The sequence below is a fragment of the Streptomyces sp. NPDC023527 genome (assembly GCF_055560115.1).
On sequence record NZ_JBVHJJ010000002.1, the window covers coordinates 508,944 to 524,855 of the forward strand.

The 15,912-nt window shown below is 71.4% G+C and carries 13 protein-coding genes; 5 read left to right on the forward strand and 8 right to left on the reverse strand.

Features of this window, described 5'->3' with window-relative positions:
• The first annotated feature begins 183 nt into the window (after positions 1 to 183).
• Positions 184 to 2,913: a pyruvate, phosphate dikinase gene (gene ppdK, locus ACZ303_RS05805; RefSeq protein WP_467335399.1), complete on the forward strand. Its 2,730-nt coding sequence runs from the start codon at positions 184 to 186 to the stop codon at positions 2,911 to 2,913.
• A 504-nt stretch (positions 2,914 to 3,417) separates the two neighbouring features.
• Positions 3,418 to 4,443: an ArsR/SmtB family transcription factor gene (locus tag ACZ303_RS05810; protein WP_467335401.1), complete on the forward strand. Its 1,026-nt coding sequence runs from the start codon at positions 3,418 to 3,420 to the stop codon at positions 4,441 to 4,443.
• On the opposite strand, the gene ACZ303_RS05815 is transcribed toward ACZ303_RS05810, so the two are convergent.
• The 4 genes from ACZ303_RS05815 to ACZ303_RS05830 form a co-directional block, all read right to left on the reverse strand.
• Positions 4,401 to 5,237: a carbohydrate ABC transporter permease gene (locus ACZ303_RS05815; RefSeq protein WP_467335815.1), complete on the reverse strand. Its 837-nt coding sequence runs from the start codon at positions 5,235 to 5,237 to the stop codon at positions 4,401 to 4,403. The two genes, ACZ303_RS05810 and ACZ303_RS05815, sit on opposite strands and share 43 nt — an antisense overlap.
• On the reverse strand, positions 5,237 to 6,163 hold the full coding sequence (locus tag ACZ303_RS05820) for a carbohydrate ABC transporter permease (protein ID WP_467335403.1): 927 nt from the start codon (positions 6,161 to 6,163) through the stop codon (positions 5,237 to 5,239). The genes ACZ303_RS05815 and ACZ303_RS05820 overlap by 1 nt, the downstream gene beginning before the upstream one ends.
• Position 6,164: 1 nt before the next feature.
• Entirely contained in the window at positions 6,165 to 7,424 is a 1,260-nt protein-coding gene (locus ACZ303_RS05825) for an ABC transporter substrate-binding protein (RefSeq protein WP_467335405.1), read from the reverse strand.
• Between the two features lie 106 nt (positions 7,425 to 7,530).
• Positions 7,531 to 9,432, reverse strand: coding sequence for an APC family permease (locus ACZ303_RS05830; RefSeq protein ID WP_467335407.1), 1,902 nt, complete (start codon positions 9,430 to 9,432; stop codon positions 7,531 to 7,533).
• Positions 9,433 to 9,655: 223 nt separating this feature from the next.
• On the opposite strand from ACZ303_RS05830, the gene ACZ303_RS05835 reads away from it, so the two are divergent.
• The gene (locus ACZ303_RS05835; protein WP_467335409.1) at positions 9,656 to 10,231 is read left to right on the forward strand and encodes a hypothetical protein; all 576 of its coding nucleotides are present in this window, start codon (positions 9,656 to 9,658) and stop codon (positions 10,229 to 10,231) included.
• A gap of 102 nt (positions 10,232 to 10,333) precedes the next feature.
• Here ACZ303_RS05835 and ACZ303_RS05840 read toward each other — a convergent pair whose 3' ends face one another.
• Complete coding sequence (locus ACZ303_RS05840; RefSeq protein WP_467335411.1) at positions 10,334 to 11,257, reverse strand: oxidoreductase; 924 nt, start codon at positions 11,255 to 11,257, stop codon at positions 10,334 to 10,336.
• A gap of 213 nt (positions 11,258 to 11,470) precedes the next feature.
• On the opposite strand from ACZ303_RS05840, the gene ACZ303_RS05845 reads away from it, so the two are divergent.
• Both ACZ303_RS05845 and ACZ303_RS05850 read left to right on the forward strand, forming a co-directional pair.
• Positions 11,471 to 12,256, forward strand: a complete 786-nt coding sequence (locus tag ACZ303_RS05845; protein WP_467335413.1) for a sulfite exporter TauE/SafE family protein — start codon at positions 11,471 to 11,473, stop codon at positions 12,254 to 12,256.
• 152 nt (positions 12,257 to 12,408) lie between these two features.
• Positions 12,409 to 13,344, forward strand: coding sequence for a trypsin-like serine peptidase (locus ACZ303_RS05850; protein ID WP_467335415.1), 936 nt, complete (start codon positions 12,409 to 12,411; stop codon positions 13,342 to 13,344).
• Between the two features lie 27 nt (positions 13,345 to 13,371).
• On the opposite strand, the gene ACZ303_RS05855 is transcribed toward ACZ303_RS05850, so the two are convergent.
• From ACZ303_RS05855 to ACZ303_RS05865, 3 genes are all read right to left on the reverse strand, one after another.
• Positions 13,372 to 14,358, reverse strand: a complete 987-nt coding sequence (locus tag ACZ303_RS05855; RefSeq protein ID WP_467335417.1) for an ornithine cyclodeaminase family protein — start codon at positions 14,356 to 14,358, stop codon at positions 13,372 to 13,374.
• Positions 14,359 to 14,554: 196 nt separating this feature from the next.
• Entirely contained in the window at positions 14,555 to 14,923 is a 369-nt protein-coding gene (locus ACZ303_RS05860; protein WP_467335419.1) for a hypothetical protein, read from the reverse strand.
• Positions 14,920 to 15,783: an isocitrate lyase/PEP mutase family protein gene (locus ACZ303_RS05865; RefSeq protein ID WP_467335421.1), complete on the reverse strand. Its 864-nt coding sequence runs from the start codon at positions 15,781 to 15,783 to the stop codon at positions 14,920 to 14,922. Before ACZ303_RS05865 ends, ACZ303_RS05860 begins: the two co-directional genes overlap by 4 nt.
• Positions 15,784 to 15,912: the final 129 nt, after the last annotated feature.

Here is a 15,912-nt window from a genome sequence, read left to right on the forward strand (position 1 = left end):
CCCTCGGCGCCTTTTCCGGACCGTGACTTTCGATCTGCTGGCAGACGGGTGGTTAAGGCCCCATGTCCATGGAGTGGACCTCCCTAGAAGCCTTCGATCTGGGTACGCTCCCCGCCGTCAGCCCGTTTGAGCACCCTCTCCCCCATCTGTGTACGGGGGGACCCCAGTGAGGAGTCGAGTCCCGTGCCGGAACACGAAGATCGCCAGAAGTTCGTCTACGACTTCACCGAGGGCAACAAGGACCTCAAGGACCTGCTCGGCGGGAAGGGCGCCAACCTCGCCGAGATGACCCGCCTGGGCCTCCCCGTGCCCCCCGGCTTCACCATCACCACCGAGGCGTGCAAGGTCTACCTCGACAGCGGCAGCGAGCCGGCCGCGCTGCGCGAGGAGGTCAGCGCCCACCTCGACGCCCTCGAGGCGCACATGGGCAAGAAGCTCGGCCAGGCCGACGACCCGCTGCTGGTGTCCGTCCGCTCGGGCGCCAAGTTCTCCATGCCCGGCATGATGGACACGGTCCTCAACATCGGGCTCTCCGACGAGTCCGTGGCCGGGCTCGCGGCCCAGGCCGGCGACGAGCGGTTCGCGTGGGACTCGTACCGCCGCCTCATCCAGATGTTCGGCAAGACCGTGCTGGGCGTCGACGGCGACCTCTTCGAGGAGGCGCTGGAGGAGACCAAGCGGGCCAAGGGCGTCACCACCGACATCGACCTCGGCGCCGAGGACCTCAAGCGGCTCGTCGCGGAGTTCAAGGGCATCGTCGCGAAGCAGACCGGCCGGGACTTCCCGCAGGAGCCGCGCGAGCAGATGGACCTGGCCATAAGGGCCGTCTTCGACTCGTGGAACACCGACCGCGCCAAGCTCTACCGCCGCCAGGAGCGCATCCCCGGCGACCTCGGCACGGCCGTCAACGTCTGCTCGATGGTCTTCGGCAATCTCGGCCCCGACTCCGGCACCGGCGTCGCCTTCACCCGCGACCCCGCCAGCGGCCACCAGGGCGTCTACGGCGACTACCTCCAGAACGCCCAGGGCGAGGACGTCGTCGCGGGCATCCGCAACACCGTGCCGCTCGCCGACCTGGAGCGGATCGACAAGGCGTCGTACGACCGGCTGATGCAGATCATGGAGACGCTGGAGACGCACTACAAGGACCTGTGCGACATCGAGTTCACCATCGAGCGCGGCAAGCTGTGGATGCTCCAGACCCGCGTCGGCAAGCGCACCGCGGGCGCGGCCTTCCGCATCGCGACGCAGCTGGTGGACCAGGGCCTGATCGACGAGGCCGAGGCGCTCCAGCGCGTCAACGGCGCGCAGCTGGCGCAGCTGATGTTCCCGCGCTTCGACGACAAGGCCAAGACCGAGCTGCTCGGGCGGGGCATCGCGGCCTCGCCGGGCGCCGCCGTCGGCAAGGCCGTCTTCGACTCGTACACCGCCGTGAAGTGGTCGCGCTCGGGCGAGAAGGTCATCCTCATCCGCCGCGAGACCAACCCCGACGACCTCAACGGCATGATCGCCGCCGAGGGCATCCTCACCTCGCGCGGCGGCAAGACCTCGCACGCCGCCGTCGTGGCGCGCGGCATGGGCAAGACCTGTGTCTGCGGCGCGGAGGAGCTGGAGGTCGACACCAAGCGGCGCCGGATGACCGCCAACGGCCCGGACGGCAAGGGGAGTGTGGTCATCGAGGAGGGCGACGTCGTCTCCATCGACGGCTCCACCGGCAAGGTCTACCTCGGTGAGGTCCCCGTCGTGCCGTCCCCGGTGGTCGAGTACTTCGAGGGCCGCATGCACGCGGGCGCCGACGACGCCGACGAGCTGGTCCAGGCCGTGCACCGGATGATGGCCTACGCCGACCGCACGCGCCGGCTGCGCGTACGGGCCAACGCCGACAACGCCGAGGACGCCGCGCGCGCCCGCCGCTTCGGCGCCCAGGGCATCGGCCTGTGCCGCACCGAGCACATGTTCCTCGGTGAGCGGCGCGAGATGGTCGAGCGGCTCATCCTCGCCGACACCGACGCCGAGCGCGACGAGGCACTCGGTGCCCTGCTGCCGCTGCAGAAGGCCGACTTCGTCGAGCTGTTCGAGGCGATGGACGGTCTGCCGGTCACGGTCCGTCTGCTCGACCCGCCGCTGCACGAGTTCCTGCCGGACATCACCGACCTGTCGGTGCGGGTCGCGCTCGCCGAGGCCCGCCACGAGGCGCACGAGAACGACCTGCGCCTGCTCCAGGCCGTGCACAAGCTGCACGAGCAGAACCCGATGCTGGGTCTGCGCGGTGTCCGCCTGGGCCTGGTCATCCCCGGTCTGTTTGCCATGCAGGTACGGGCGATCGCCGAGGCCGCGGCCCAGCGCATGAACGCCAAGGGCGACCCGCGCGCGGAGATCATGATCCCGCTGGTGGGCACCGTCCAGGAGCTGGAGATCGTCCGCGAGGAGGCCGACCAGGTCATCGCCGAGGTCGAGGCCGCCACCGGCACGAACCTCAAGCTGACCATCGGCACGATGATCGAGCTGCCGCGCGCCGCGCTGACCGCCGGTCAGATCGCCGAGGCCGCCGAGTTCTTCTCCTTCGGTACGAACGACCTCACCCAGACCGTGTGGGGCTTCTCCCGCGACGACGTCGAGGCGAGCTTCTTCACCGCGTACCTGGAGAAGGGCATCTTCGGCGTCAGCCCGTTCGAGACGATCGACCGGGACGGCGTGGGCTCGCTCGTCCGCTCCGCCGTCGAGGCCGGCCGGGCCACCCGCCCGGACCTCAAGCTCGGCGTCTGCGGCGAGCACGGCGGCGACCCGGAGTCGGTGCACTTCTTCCACGAGGTGGGCCTGGACTACGTCTCCTGCTCGCCGTTCCGCATCCCCGTGGCCCGTCTGGAGGCGGGGCGCGCCGCGGCGCAGGGCGGGGGCAGCGACAGTCGCTGACGCGGCGGTCGGCACGTGATCGGGGCTCCGCCCCGGGCCCCGGTCCTCAAACTCCCCCAGCTAACGCTGGGAGGTGCCCCCGGACGGGCTGGATTTTCCAGCCCGTCCGGCGTTTGAGGACACCGCGCGTAGCGCGGAGGACACCGCCACGTGACGGGCGGATTTCCGATGCGGCACCGGATGTGACGAAGCGACGGCACCCAGCCGGACATGGCGGAGGGGCGGCGCCCGTGCGGGAGCGCCGCCCCTCTTTACTCCCCCACCGGGAGTTGTTGCCGCCCGCATCGGCTCGGGCGGCAACTCGCATACTCAGCGGCCGCTTATTCGCTCGCCACCCCCCACGGGAACGAGCGGGAGCAGCCCCGAGTGCGTGAATAGCATTTCGCTTCCGACATGTTCCGCGCGAGTCCTTTCAACTGTGGCCAAAAGGACGTGGTAACAGCTCGTATCGGTGTGCATACTCAGTGAGCGGGGGGTGGTTGCGATGTCTCATGTGGGGGTTTGGTGCTGCGCGTCCATTTCACGGGACTCGATCTGGCCCGGTTGCGCCTGGCCGGAGACCCGGACGCACTCTGGGAAACCGTATTGAGCCTGCACCGGCTCCGGGACAAACAAGGCGAGTCGATCTTCGGTGATTGGCGGTCGGAAACCCGGACCCGGTTGAATGGTGAAACGCGGCTCCTCGCGCCGCTGGTCCCTTCCCGCGGATATTTTCCCGACTTCCTGACCCCGCCCGAAGGCGTCCTCGGACTGGACTCGGGCATGCAGGCCCTGCGCGAGACCCCGCCCGAGCGGGTCCATCAGGAGCTCGGCAAGCTCTCCACGGTCCGCACGCTCCCCGCTTGGATACGATCCATGGCCGAGGGCGACAGCCGGGCCTTCGCCAAGCTGACCGGCGCCCTGCACGCCTATCACGAGGCGGCCGTCGCCCCCTACTGGTCGCACATACAGGCCCAGATAGAGGCCGACCGCGCGGTGCGCGGCCGGGCCCTGCTCGACGGCGGCGCCGACGCGCTGCTGTCCTCGCTGCCGCCGATGATGCGCTGGCGGGCCCCCGTGCTGGAGTGCGACTACCCCGTGGACCGCGACGTCCACCTCAACGGCCGCGGACTGCTGCTCGTGCCCTCCTTCTTCTGCCGGCGCACCCCCGTCACCTACGTCAACCCCGACCTCGCCCCCGTGCTCGTCTACCCCGCCCGGCACATGGCGGAGTGCGCGCCGGCCGACGTCACCGCGCCGCGCTCGCTGGGCAAGCTGGTCGGCCACACCCGCTCGGCCGTCCTCGGCTCGATCGGCGGGGGCTGCACCACCAGCGAACTCGCCCGCCGCGTCGGGGTGTCCGCCGCCTCGGCCAGCCAGCACGCCGGAGTGCTCCGCGAGGCGGGCCTGGTGCTGACCCTGCGCAACGGCAGCGCCGTCCTGCACACCCTGACCCCGCTGGGGGCGGCCCTGCTGCGCGGCGGTCACCGCGCGCCGTCCCGGCGCCCTCAGTCGTCGATGCCGGAGCGCTCCACGCCCGCGACGATGTAGCGCTGGAGGAAGAGGAACACCAGCAGCAGCGGCAGGATCGACACGGCCGCCGCGACGAACAGTTCGTGGATGTTGACGATCTGCGCGGTGGTGAAGGTCGACAGGGCGACCTGCACCGTCCACGCGTCGCGGTCCTGGCCGATGACCAGCGGCCACAGGAAGGCGTTCCACGCGCCGATGAAGACGATCGTGGCGACGGCGGCGAAGACCGGCCGCGAGTTGGGCACGACGATCCGCCAGTACGTGCGCCAGTAACCGAGCCCGTCGACCTGCGCGGCGTCCTCCAGCTCCCGGGGGAAGCCCAGGAAGTACTGGCGGAAGACGAAGCAGGCGAAGGCGCTGAAGAGCGTCGGCACGATCAGACCGCGCAGCGTGGAGATCCACCCGAGCGAGGAGACCAGCACGAAGGTGGGGACGAACGTGACCGCCGCCGGCACCATCAGGGTGCCCAGGATCGCGTAGAAGACGGCGTCGGCGTGGCGGTAGGGGATCCGGGCCAGGCCGTAGCCGGCGAGCGAGGCGAGCAGCACCGTGCCCAGCGTGGTCACCACGGCGATCAGCGTGGAGTTCAGCAGCGCGTGCGCCATCGGCACGGCGGGGTCGTCGAACAGCTCCCGCACGTTCGACCAGCGCACCTCGCGGGGGAAGAACGTCCAGTCGGGCGCGGTGATGTCCGCCTCGGACGCGAGGCCGTTGCGGACCAGCAGGTAGAAGGGGATCAGGAACAGCGCGGCCAGCGCGATCAGCAGCACAAGCCGCAGCGCCCGCCCGGCCCGTACGAGAGCGTCCTCCATCACGCCGACCCTTCCCCGCGCCGGCCGAGCCCGGACCAGCGCGCCTGTACGACCGTCACCACCGCGATGATCAGTGCCAGGATCACCGCGCCGGCGCTGCCCAGGCCGAGGTTCTGCCCCTGCCCCAGGGCGGTGTAGTAGAGGTAGACCAGGGGCGGCCGGGCGTACGGCGGATAGCCGCGCGCGTCCGACAGCAGGTTGTAGAACTCGTCGAACGCCTGGAACGCGCCGATCACCAGCAACAGCACCACCGCGACGGACGTGGCGCGCAGGGCGGGGAAGGTGATGTGACGGAAGGTCTGCCACCCCGGCCGGGCGCCATCGACGGCGGCGGCCTCGTACAGCTGCGGCGGGATGCGCTGGAGCCCGGCCAGGAAGAGGACCATGTAGAAGCCCGTCTGGAGCCAGAGCCGCACGGTGACGACGACCAGCCAGTACCAGGGCGGGTCGGTGGTCGCGAGCCAGGCGACCTGGTCGGTGCCGAACCAGCCCAGCACGGTGTTCGCCAGCCCGAACCGCACCCCGTTGAAGATCGACAGCTTCCAGATCAGGGCGGCCACGACATACGAGCAGGCGGTCGGCAGGAAGAAGACCGACCGGAAGAACGCCTGGGCGAAGCGCAGCCTGCTCACCGCCAGCGCGAGGCCGAGCGAGAGCGCGTACGTCGCCGGGACGATGAAGGCGGTGAAGAGCGCGAAGGTCGCCAGGGACGAGCGGAAGGCCGCGTCACCCAGCATGGAGGCGTAGTTGTCCAGGCCGACGAAGTCCGTGGGGGAGACGGTGTTGTGCGCGTCGAAGAAGCTGAGGTAGACGCTCCACGCCAGCGGTACGTACGTGAAGAGGGCGAGGCCGAGGGCGAAGGGGCCGGTGAAAATCCAGAACCAGAGGGTTCGATTCCGTTGGCGGGCCGTGCCGGGCGCCGCCATGTCAGGACGTCTTCCGCACGCGCCGCAGTTCGGCCTCGGCCTTGCGGACGACGGCCTTCAGCTCGCCGACCGGGTCGGCGCCGCCCTTGATGACGCGGTTGAGCGCGTCCTGATAGGCGACCTGGCACGCGACCGTCCACAGCAGGGGCTGCGCATAGCCGTGGTCGGTGGTGAAGCGCACGACCTCGGCCGCCGCGCCCTCCTTGAGCCGCGCGGCCTTGGCGGCCAGCGAGGTGCGGGCCGGGATGTGGAAGCCGTAGGAGAGCGCGAAGTCCTCCTGGTGGTCGGTGCGGTCGACCCACAGCCACCGCACGTACGCCTTCGCCGCCTCCCGGTGCCGGCTGCGGGCGCTGACCGCCGCCCCGTACGCGCCGACCGGCACGGCCGGCTTGCCGGAGGGGCCGTCCGCGGGGAAGGGCAGGACGCCGAAGTCGTCACCGAGCGCCTTCTTCACCTGCGGCAGCGCCCACAGCCCGGACCACTGCATCGCGGTGAGCCCCTGGACGAGGGCGGAGGGGTCGGACCAGTCGGCGGGCGCGCCCAGCAGCAGCGACTTGTCGGCGTACAACTGGCGGAGCCTGCCGAGGGCACGGGCGGCGGCCGGGTCGTCGAAGCCGACCTTGCCGTCGTCGGTGACCAGGGAGAGGCCCGCCGCGTACAGAGGGGTGCCGCCCAGCACGCCCGCGCCGCCGTCGTTGCCGAGGAAGAGCCCCTTGACCTTGGAGTCCGTGAGCCGCTTCGCCGCGTCGACCAGCTCTTCCAGTGTGCGTGGCGGCCGCACGCCCGCCTTCTCCAGCAGGCTCTTGCGGTAGTAGAGCAGCTGTGTGTCGACGACCTGGGGCACCCCCCAGACGCGGCCGTCGTACGTCTTCGGCGCGAGGACCGCGGCCGGGAAGTCGCTCTTGACATCCTTGACCAGATCGGTGAGGTCGACGACCTGCCCGCCCTGGATCTGGTCCAGCGTCGGGCCGTTGACCTCGAAGACATCGGGTCCGGAGTCGGTGAGCAGGGCGGCCGCGGTCTGCTGGTCGTAGGCGCCGGGCCGCCACTGCACACGGACCTCGGCCGGCCGGTAGGCGGCGGCGTACCGCCGGACCGCCTGCTCGGCGCCCGCCTCGCCGTACTGGTGATACCACTGTGACAGGCGGGTTTTCGAACCCCCGCCGTCACGCCCGGTGTTGGAACCGCACGCGGCGGTGAGCCCACCCGCCAGGGCGAGCCCCCCACCGGCGGTCAGGAGTCGTCTGCGGCTGATCGGCATGTCGCTCGCCCCCTCGCTCGGTCGACCGTCGCCGGCCGTCCGCTGTGGACCGTCTGCGATCGTACGGCTCAACGATCAACGATGGAGGGGGATTGCGACAGATGTGTTAGCGCCGTGTGGCGGCCGACAGGTCGTCCTCCGGCGCGGCCGCGAGCCGGAACCGCAACCGGCAGATGACCGCGTCGGTGTCCCGGCGCACCGCGTGCGCGACGACCGCGCCCCGCTGGTTCTGCAGCAGCCGCTGCCATACGTGCGCGGGCTCGACCTCCGGGATCAGCACCGTGACCCGGTTGTCGGGGTGCCGGGCGGTCAGCTCGCGGACGTAGCCCACGATCGGGCGGGCCAGGGCGCGGGTCTCCGCGGGCAGTTCGACCAGGTCCACGCCCGGCCGCCACAGCTCCCAGTCGCGGCGCAGCGACTCCGTGGCCCGGCGGCTCTCGGCGTCGGGCTGGGCGACGGTCACCGCGACCACCTCGTCGCCCAGGGACACGGCGGCGGTCAGCGCCTTGCTGGTCAGCCGGGACAGCGAGGACACCGGTACGACGACCACGGAGTGGCAGCGGCGCGGGGCCTCGGGCACCCGGCCCAGGCCCAGGCGCTCGCCGATCCGCCCGTACGCGCGGTGGACGGCCTCGAACACCGCGACCAGCAGCGGCAGCGCCAGCACGATCAGCCAGGCGCCCTCCTCGAACTTCGTCGCGGTGACGACGACGGCCGAGACACCGGTGAGCACCGCGCCGAAGCCGTTGAGCAGCGCCTTGCCACGCCACCCGGCGGAACGTTCCGCCCGCCAGTGCCGCACCATCCCGACCTGGCAGATCGTGAAGCCGACGAACACGCCGATCGCGAAGAGCGGTACGAGCGTGTTGACGTCACCGCCGGAGAAGACCAGCAGCAGCGCGGAGACGGCGGCCAGCGCCAGCACACCGTGGCGGTGCACCTGCCGGTCGGCCTTCAGGCCGAAGACGTGCGGCAGGTAGTTGTCCCGGGCCAGCAGCCCCATCAGCACCGGCAGGCCGCCGAAGGAGGTGTTCGCGGCCAGCGCCAGCAGGACGACGGTCGCGAACTGCACGACGTAGAACGCCCAGTTGTGGCCGAGCGAGGCGTCCGCGAGCTGCGCGAGGACGGTGACGCCCTCGACCGGCTGGAGGTGGAAGCGGCCGATGAGGACGGACAGGCCGATCAGCATGACGCCCAGCAGCGCGCCGAGCGCGACCTCGGTGCGCTGCGCGCGCCGGGCCGCCGGGGCGCGGAAGGACGGCACGGCGTTGGCGACGGCCTCGACACCGGTGAGCGCGGAGCAGCCGGAGGCGAACGCCTTCAGCAGCAGGAGGGCGCCGACGGTGGAGGCGTTCCCGCCGAGTACGGACGCGTGACCGGCGGCGGCCTCGGTGCTCGCGGGCGCGTCCCGGAGGAGCCCCGCCACGATCATCGTCAGGATCGAGCCGACGAAGACGGCGGTCGGCACCATGAACGCCTTCGCCGACTCCACGATGCCGCGCAGGTTCACGGCGGTGACCAGGGCCAGCACGCCCAGGCAGATCCACAGCCGCTCGCCGTAGAGGGAGGGGAAGGCGGAGGTCAGGGCGGCCACACCGGCGGTGACGGAGACCGCGACGTTCAGTACGTAGTCCAGCACCAGGGACGCCGCGGTGACCAGGCTGGTGCGCCGGCCCAGATGCCGCTTGGCGACCGCGTAACTGCCGCCGCCGTCCGGGAACGCCGCGATGACCTGCCGGTACGAGGCGACGAGCACGGCCAGCAGCGCGGCGATCGCGACGGTGACCGGCAGGGTGAAGCCGAGGCCGTACGCCCCCGCGGCCGCCAGCACCAGCACGATCGACTCGGGCCCGTACGCGACGGAGGCCATCGCGTCGAGCGACAGCGCCGCGAGCCCCTGCGTCGTGGTCAGCCGGTGCCGGTCCTCCCCGGCGGGGCGCGCGGCGCCGGTATCGGGCGGCTCCTCGCCGGTGCCCGCGAGCTCGTCCGTATTGGCCACCATGGACATCTTTTGTCGTACCTCCGTGACGTGGAACGCCCAGAGTGCGCTCCCTTCCGAGCGTCCGCGCCCGGTATTGGCGGGCCCTTGGCGGGTTGGGATCAGATCTTCACGCGTTCTTGACGCGGCCGGGTGACGGAGCGTCAGGGAGGCGTCAGGGTCGGCCCGGCCGGCGTCAGCGCCGCGTCAAAAGCCGACATACCGACGGGTCGGCGGTTCTAGCGTCATCACCATGGGACGGCGACAGCCCTTGCGGGTGCGCGGTGGTGGACGCGAGAGATTCCGGCCGCAGGCGGGACCGCCGGGCGCGGTGATCGCCCACGACCGGGGATGGCGGCGCGAGGCATTGGCCGCCTGGGCCTCGGGCGCGGCGCTCTCGGGCGTCCTGGCGCTCATCGACCTCGCCCGGGAGGGCCTCGACTGGCCGCGCGGCTGCTGCTGGGCAGGGCTCGGCGCGCTGCTCGTCGCGGTGCTGCTGCCACCGCGGATCACCGCGGGCGACGGCTGGCTGGCCTGCCGCGGGCTGCTGCGCGAGCGGCGCGTACGAACCGACCTGCTCACCCAGGTCCGCCGCTCGGACGGCATCGCCCCCCGCATCGTCCTCCGGGACGCCGGCGGCCACCGCGTCGAGGTCGACCCGAACGTACTGGTGGCGAACCCCCTCCTCTGGCACCGCCTGGACACGGGCGCCCGCGAGTCCCACCGTCGCGGCCTCCTCCGCGAGGGCATGCCCGTCCTGGCCGCGATCGGCGACAGGGTGGACGGGGAGGGGGCCCGGGGGGTGCTGGAGGCTTCGGGGTTGGACTAGTCCGGGGTGCCCTCGATCTTCCCTTGCGGGTGGGAATCCGGGCACCCGATCGAGCCTGTCCGGCGATTGAGGACCGGGGTCCGGGGCGGAGCCCCGGGGACCTCACGCCCAGTGATATCTGACGCCGGTCATCCGCTCCGACACCGCCCACAACCCCGCACTGGCCACGTCGTTCAACGTCCAAGCGGCCCGCAAAGACCGCACCGGCGCCCCCCGCAACATCTGCACCCGAGGCCCGAAGAACTCGTCCTGCCGCACGTCCGGCGCCGTCGCCGCGTACAGCGTCGGCAGCGCCCCCTCCTCCGCACTCTGCGCGAACGCGCGGTTCGCGAACTCGACGGCCCGCTCCGCCCAGGCCCGCTCCTCCATCCGCACGCCCGCCATCTGCAGATTCGTCGCCGCGTACCCCGGATGCGCGGCGGCCGCCACGACCGGGGAGCCCTCCGCCGTCAGCCGCTTGGCCAGCTCGTGCGTGAAGAGCAGGTTGGCGCTCTTCGAGCGGCCGTAGGCGATCCACCGGCGGTACCGGTGCTCCATATTGAGGTCGCGCGGATCGACCGTGCCGAGGAAGTGCAGACCGCTGGAGACCGTCACCACCCTGGCCCCGTGAGCGGTCTCCCGCAACAGCGGCAGCAGCAGCCCCGTCAGCGCGAAGTGACCGAGGTGGTTCGTGCCGAACTGCATCTCGAACCCGTCGACCGTCTTGCGCTCCGGCAGCGCCATCACACCGGCGTTGTTGATCAGCAGGTCCAGCCGGTCACCGGGGAATTCCGCCGCGAAGGCCCGTACCGACGACAGATCCGCCAGGTCCAGCTCCGCGAGCAGTACGTCCGCGCCCGGCGCCTCGGCCCGGATCCGCTCCTCGGCCGCCTTGCCGCGCGTGGCGTCCCGGCAGGCCAGCACCACCCTCGCCCCGCGCCGGGCCAGCTCCCGGGCCGTGACGTAACCGAGGCCGCTGTTGGCGCCGGTCACCACGGCGGTGCGGCCACTCTGATCGGGGATGTCACTCGCGGTCCAGCCGTTCACATCCACAGCTCCTACGTGTGAGTGGCCTCCGGGAGTTCCCAGCGTAGGCGACGGCCGGGGCCCGTGGGCCGGGACGAGGCCGAAGGGCCGACAGCGGGCCCGGCGCGCGGTGTATCCGGGCCGGGCCCCGGAAAGCCTTCATGTGTTCGAGCTCCGACGCGGGCACCGTCCCGTGTCGGCAAGCCAGTTGAGGGAGCCCGTACGATCCTTGCGGTGACGCACGAGATATCGCTGACCACGCTGTCCCTGCTCTGCCTGGCGGCGCTCCTCGCAGGGTGGATCGACGCCGTGGTCGGCGGGGGCGGCCTGCTCCAACTGCCCGCGCTCCTGGTCGGGCTGCCCCATGTGCCGCCGGCCCACATCCTCGGCACCAACAAGGCCGTCGCCATCTGCGGCACCACCGCGGCCGCCGTGTCCTACACCCGCAACGCCAAGCTGGACCTGCGGATGGCCGTCCGCATCGGGCTCGCCGCGCTCGGGGGGTCGCTGGCGGGGGCGTTCTTCGCGTCCGGCATCGACAGTGCCGTCTTCCGTCCCCTGATCATGGCGGTGCTGCTCGCCGTCCTCGCCTTCGTCCTGCTCCGCCCCACCTTCGGCGTGACCGCGAACCTCGCCGTGCCGGTGACGCGGCGGCGCGTCCTGACCGCGATCCTCGTCGCCGGCCTGGGCATCGGCTTCTACGACGGGCTCATAGGCCCGGGCACCGGCACGTTCCTGGTCCTGGCGCTCGCCGGGATCCTCCACATGGACCTGGTCACGGCCTCCGGCACCGCCAAGATCGTGAATGTCTGTACGAACGTGGGCGCGCTGGTGACGTTCACGGCTCAGGGCTCCGTGCTGTGGCAGGTGGCCGCGCCGATGGCCCTGTGCAACCTCACCGGTGGCGCGGTCGGCGCGCGGATGGCGCTCAAGCGGGGGAGCGGGTTCGTGCGCGCGGTGCTGCTCACGGTCGTGGTCTCCCTGGTCTTCAAGCTCGGCTACGACCAGTGGGGCGCATGACGCACACCGCGGTGACACATTCGGCGGGTGACGTACATGGCGGATGACACGTACGGCGGGTGACACTCATCAGGAAATCGGGCCGGTAAGGGTTGGATCTTGATGGATCCGGTTAGCCTGTCGACTACCTTCCTGACCTGGTGGGGGTTCTTGTGCGTTTCTCCCGGTGGCGCCGGGCCCGGTGGGTCCGGGCCGTGCTCGCGGGGCTGTATGTCGTCACGCTCGCGGCAGCCGTGCCCAAGGGAGCCGGCGGCCACGGCCGGGAGGGCAGCTGGTCCAGCGAGGAGGCCCGGCGGTTCTGGGGGCCCTCGCGGATGTCGGCCTCCTCGGCACCCGGCGGGGGGACCGACGACAGGGCCGAGAGAGCCACCGACGCACCACGGATCACCAGCAGCGCACGCCACTTCGACGGCGTCCCGTCGGTCGGCGTGCTCTTCTATGTCGGTGAGGACCTGAAGGACCATCACTGCACGGCGAGCGTCGTGCACAGCCCCAAGGGCAATCTGATCGTCACCGCCGGGCACTGCTCCTTCGGGGACGACGCGGCCTTCGTCCCCGGCTACCGGACCGGCGCGGACCGGCAGCCGTACGGCGTATGGACGGTGGACCGCGCGTTCGTCGACCCCCGGCGCACCGACACCGGCGAGGGCTCCGACCTGGACTTCGCCTTCGCCACCGTCAGACCCGACGGCCGCGGCCGGCAGATCGAGCGGGTCACCGGCGCCAACCGGCTGGTCCGCACCCCCGGCTACACCAACCGCGTGACGGTCATCGGCTATCCGGACGCCGATGACGACCCCGCCGACCAGGCCATCCGCTGCACGGCTCTGACCAGCCGTCTGGAGGACCGCAGACAGCTGCGCATGACCTGCGAGGGCTTCTTCTCCGGTACGTCGGGCAGCCCCTGGCTCACCCACTTCGACGAGAAGACCAGGACCGGCGACCTGGTCGGCGTCCTCGGGGGCGTCAACGGCGGCGGGCCCGACGGTGACGACGGCTCACGGATCTCCTACAGCCCCATCAACGACGACGAGATCTTCAAGCTCTATCTGGACGCCATAAACGGGCGCGAGCCACGCAGGACCTAGCCGGGCGGCACTGCCCGGGTACCGGGGTCACCACGTGATCTCCTCGCCGACCCCCCGCTCGCGGGCGGCGGCGACGACCAGGGCCGCGGCCGCGGCGTCCTGCACCGCCACACCGACCGACTTGTACAGGGTGATCTGCCCCGGCGAGGTGCGGCCCGCCTTCGTGCCGGAGACGAGTTCGCCCAGCTCGGCCTGGACGTGCTCGGCGGTGACGAGACCGTCGCGGATCGGCATCAGCAGATCGTTGCTCCCCGCGGGGAAGGGGGCCAGCGCGGCCTGCCGCGATTCGACGCACACCAGGGCCTCGGCGATCGTCGCGTCGTCGATCTCGCGGCCCGCCGGGTTGAACCCCACGGAGGTGATGTGCGTCCCGGACGCCAGCCAGGGGCGGCGGATCACGGGTTCGAGGGAGTGGGTGGCCGCGGCGGCGATGTCCGCGCCGTCGAGCGCCTCGGCGTAGGTGGACACCGCCCGGACCTCGGGCTTCAGGCCGGCCGCGAGCTCCTCGGCCAGGGCGGCCGCCTTCGCCGGGTCCCGGCCGGCCACCCGGATCCGCTCGATCGGCCGGACCCGGCAGATCGCGTGGGCGTGGGACCGGGCCTGCACCCCCGTGCCCAGCACCGCCAGCACCGTGGAGTCCTCGCGCGCCAGCAGCCGCGCGGACAACGCCGAGCAGGCGGCGGTCCGGGCCGTGGTGATGGCCGTACCGTCCAGCAGCGCCGCGGGCTCGCCGGTGTCCGGGTCGAACACCACGACGAGCGCCTGATGGGTCGGCCGGGACGTCCCGGCGTTGTGCGGGAAGAGGGAGACCAGCTTGCTCATGAGCACGCCCGCCGACGGCACATAGCCGGGCATGGCCGCCAGGAACGCCTCCTGTTCCGGCACCAGCGCGGCGACGCGGTCGGGCGCCGAGGCGCGGCCCGCGCTGAGGTCGGCCATCGCCGCGGCCAGGGCGTCGATCAGCGCGTCGACGTCGAGGAGGGACTCGACCTGTGAGCGCCCGAGAACCAGCATCCACCGCACCTTTCCGGAGGCCGTCGTCCGGCGGACGTCCGGCTGGTCGAAGCGTTGCCCCGCGGCCTTCTTCACTCCGGCCGCGACACACCGCCCGCTTGAGCACATTCATCCGTACCCGCCCGAGCGCGGCGCAACGGGCGGGGGAGCCGGAGTGAGAAGCCTCACCCGGGCCCCCACGGCCCGTCAGTTCCCGTCAGTCGCCGTCGTGGTCGGAGGGGGTGTGGCCGATCCAGCCGCCCGGTGGCTGCGACTGGGCGTCGCCGCCGACATCCCGGTTCCGTACGTCGATGGCGCCTCCGCCACCGTCGTGGTCGCTGCCCGCCGTTCCCTTGGAGCCGATGAGCGTGTTGCCCGTCCGGTCGACCTCCAGCCAGGAATCGGCGCGGGAATTGTCGATCACGAGGAATCCGACGGGGCGCGCGCCGTCGCAGAACGGCGTCTCCGGATCCTCGCCGGACCGTACGGAAACGGAGAGCGCGGCAGCGGCCTCGGCGCCGCCGAACAGCACGCTCGCGGCCACCGCGACACCGAGGCCCGCGGCGGCGACGTTCCTGCGGCTCACGCGGAGATCGTCCGCCGGCTCGGGAGCTGCCTGTTGATGTTCCGCTCCAGCAGTCTCGTCGAACTCTCGACCCCGACCGCACCGCCCGGCAGGACGTCCGGGAGACGGCCGTCCGCCCTTTTCAGCTCGGTCAGCGCACCGTCGATGGCGCGATGTGCCGCGAAAAGGCACGGCGTGCTGTAGATGGCGATGTCGACGCCCAATTCCGTGAGCTCCGTCAGGGAAAGGCTCGGTGATTTGCCGCCGGCGATCTGGTTGAACAGCAGGGGTTTGTCGCCGATCACCGAACGGATCTTGCGAATCCATTCCACGCTGCGCACCCCGTCGACCAGGACGACATCCGCGTCGGTCTCGGCCAGCGCCGCCGCGCGGCGCAGGATCTCGGCCTCCTCGGTGGCGTCCGTGCGTGCCACGACGAGCAGGTCCCGCCTGCTGCGCAGCACCAGGTCGAGCTTCTCCAGATAGTCCTCCAGCGGCAGGACGACCTTGCCGTCCGCGTGCCCGCAGCGCCGGGGGCGCCGCTGGTCCTCCAGGATGACCCCGGAGGCCCCGGCCCGCTCCAGACGCCGCACGACATGACAGGCGACCTCGGGGTCGACGTAGCCGTCGTCGATGTCCACCAGCAGATGGTGTTCGGGGAAGGCCGGCCGCAGCCGTTCCACGAAGGCCAGCATGTCCGGCCAGGCGATGAATCCGATGTCGGGGAGGCCGTAGTGCGACGCGGCGAAACCGAACCCGGAGACGAAGAATCCGTTGTAGTGCTGGGCCGCGATGGAGGCCGAATACATGTCGTAGATGCCGATGAGCGGGGTGGTCCGGGGGGAATCCACTGCTTCTCTCAGGGCGGTGCCGTAGCGCATGATTCTCCTTTGGCGTCCGGAACTCGCAGTGCTGTACGACCGTCGCTCGACGCATGGGCGGACAGGTCTCACCGCACCCGAAGAGGAATGCGGCCGTCGCGTCGGCGCATACGTTTTCAGAATCCCAAG

Excerpts from the sequence above, each read along its gene's own strand:
- ACZ303_RS05815 (WP_467335815.1), bottom strand. The coding sequence starts at position 5,237 with ATGGAGGACGCTCTCGTACGGGCCGGGCGGGCGCTGCGGCTTGTGCTG.
- ACZ303_RS05820 (WP_467335403.1), bottom strand. The coding sequence starts at position 6,163 with ATGGCGGCGCCCGGCACGGCCCGCCAACGGAATCGAACCCTCTGGTTC.
- ACZ303_RS05825 (WP_467335405.1), bottom strand. The coding sequence starts at position 7,424 with ATGCCGATCAGCCGCAGACGACTCCTGACCGCCGGTGGGGGGCTCGCC.
- ACZ303_RS05830 (WP_467335407.1), bottom strand. The coding sequence starts at position 9,432 with ATGTCCATGGTGGCCAATACGGACGAGCTCGCGGGCACCGGCGAGGAG.
- ACZ303_RS05835 (WP_467335409.1), top strand. The coding sequence starts at position 9,656 with ATGGGACGGCGACAGCCCTTGCGGGTGCGCGGTGGTGGACGCGAGAGA.
- ACZ303_RS05855 (WP_467335417.1), bottom strand. The coding sequence starts at position 14,358 with ATGCTGGTTCTCGGGCGCTCACAGGTCGAGTCCCTCCTCGACGTCGAC.
- ACZ303_RS05865 (WP_467335421.1), bottom strand. The coding sequence starts at position 15,783 with ATGCGCTACGGCACCGCCCTGAGAGAAGCAGTGGATTCCCCCCGGACC.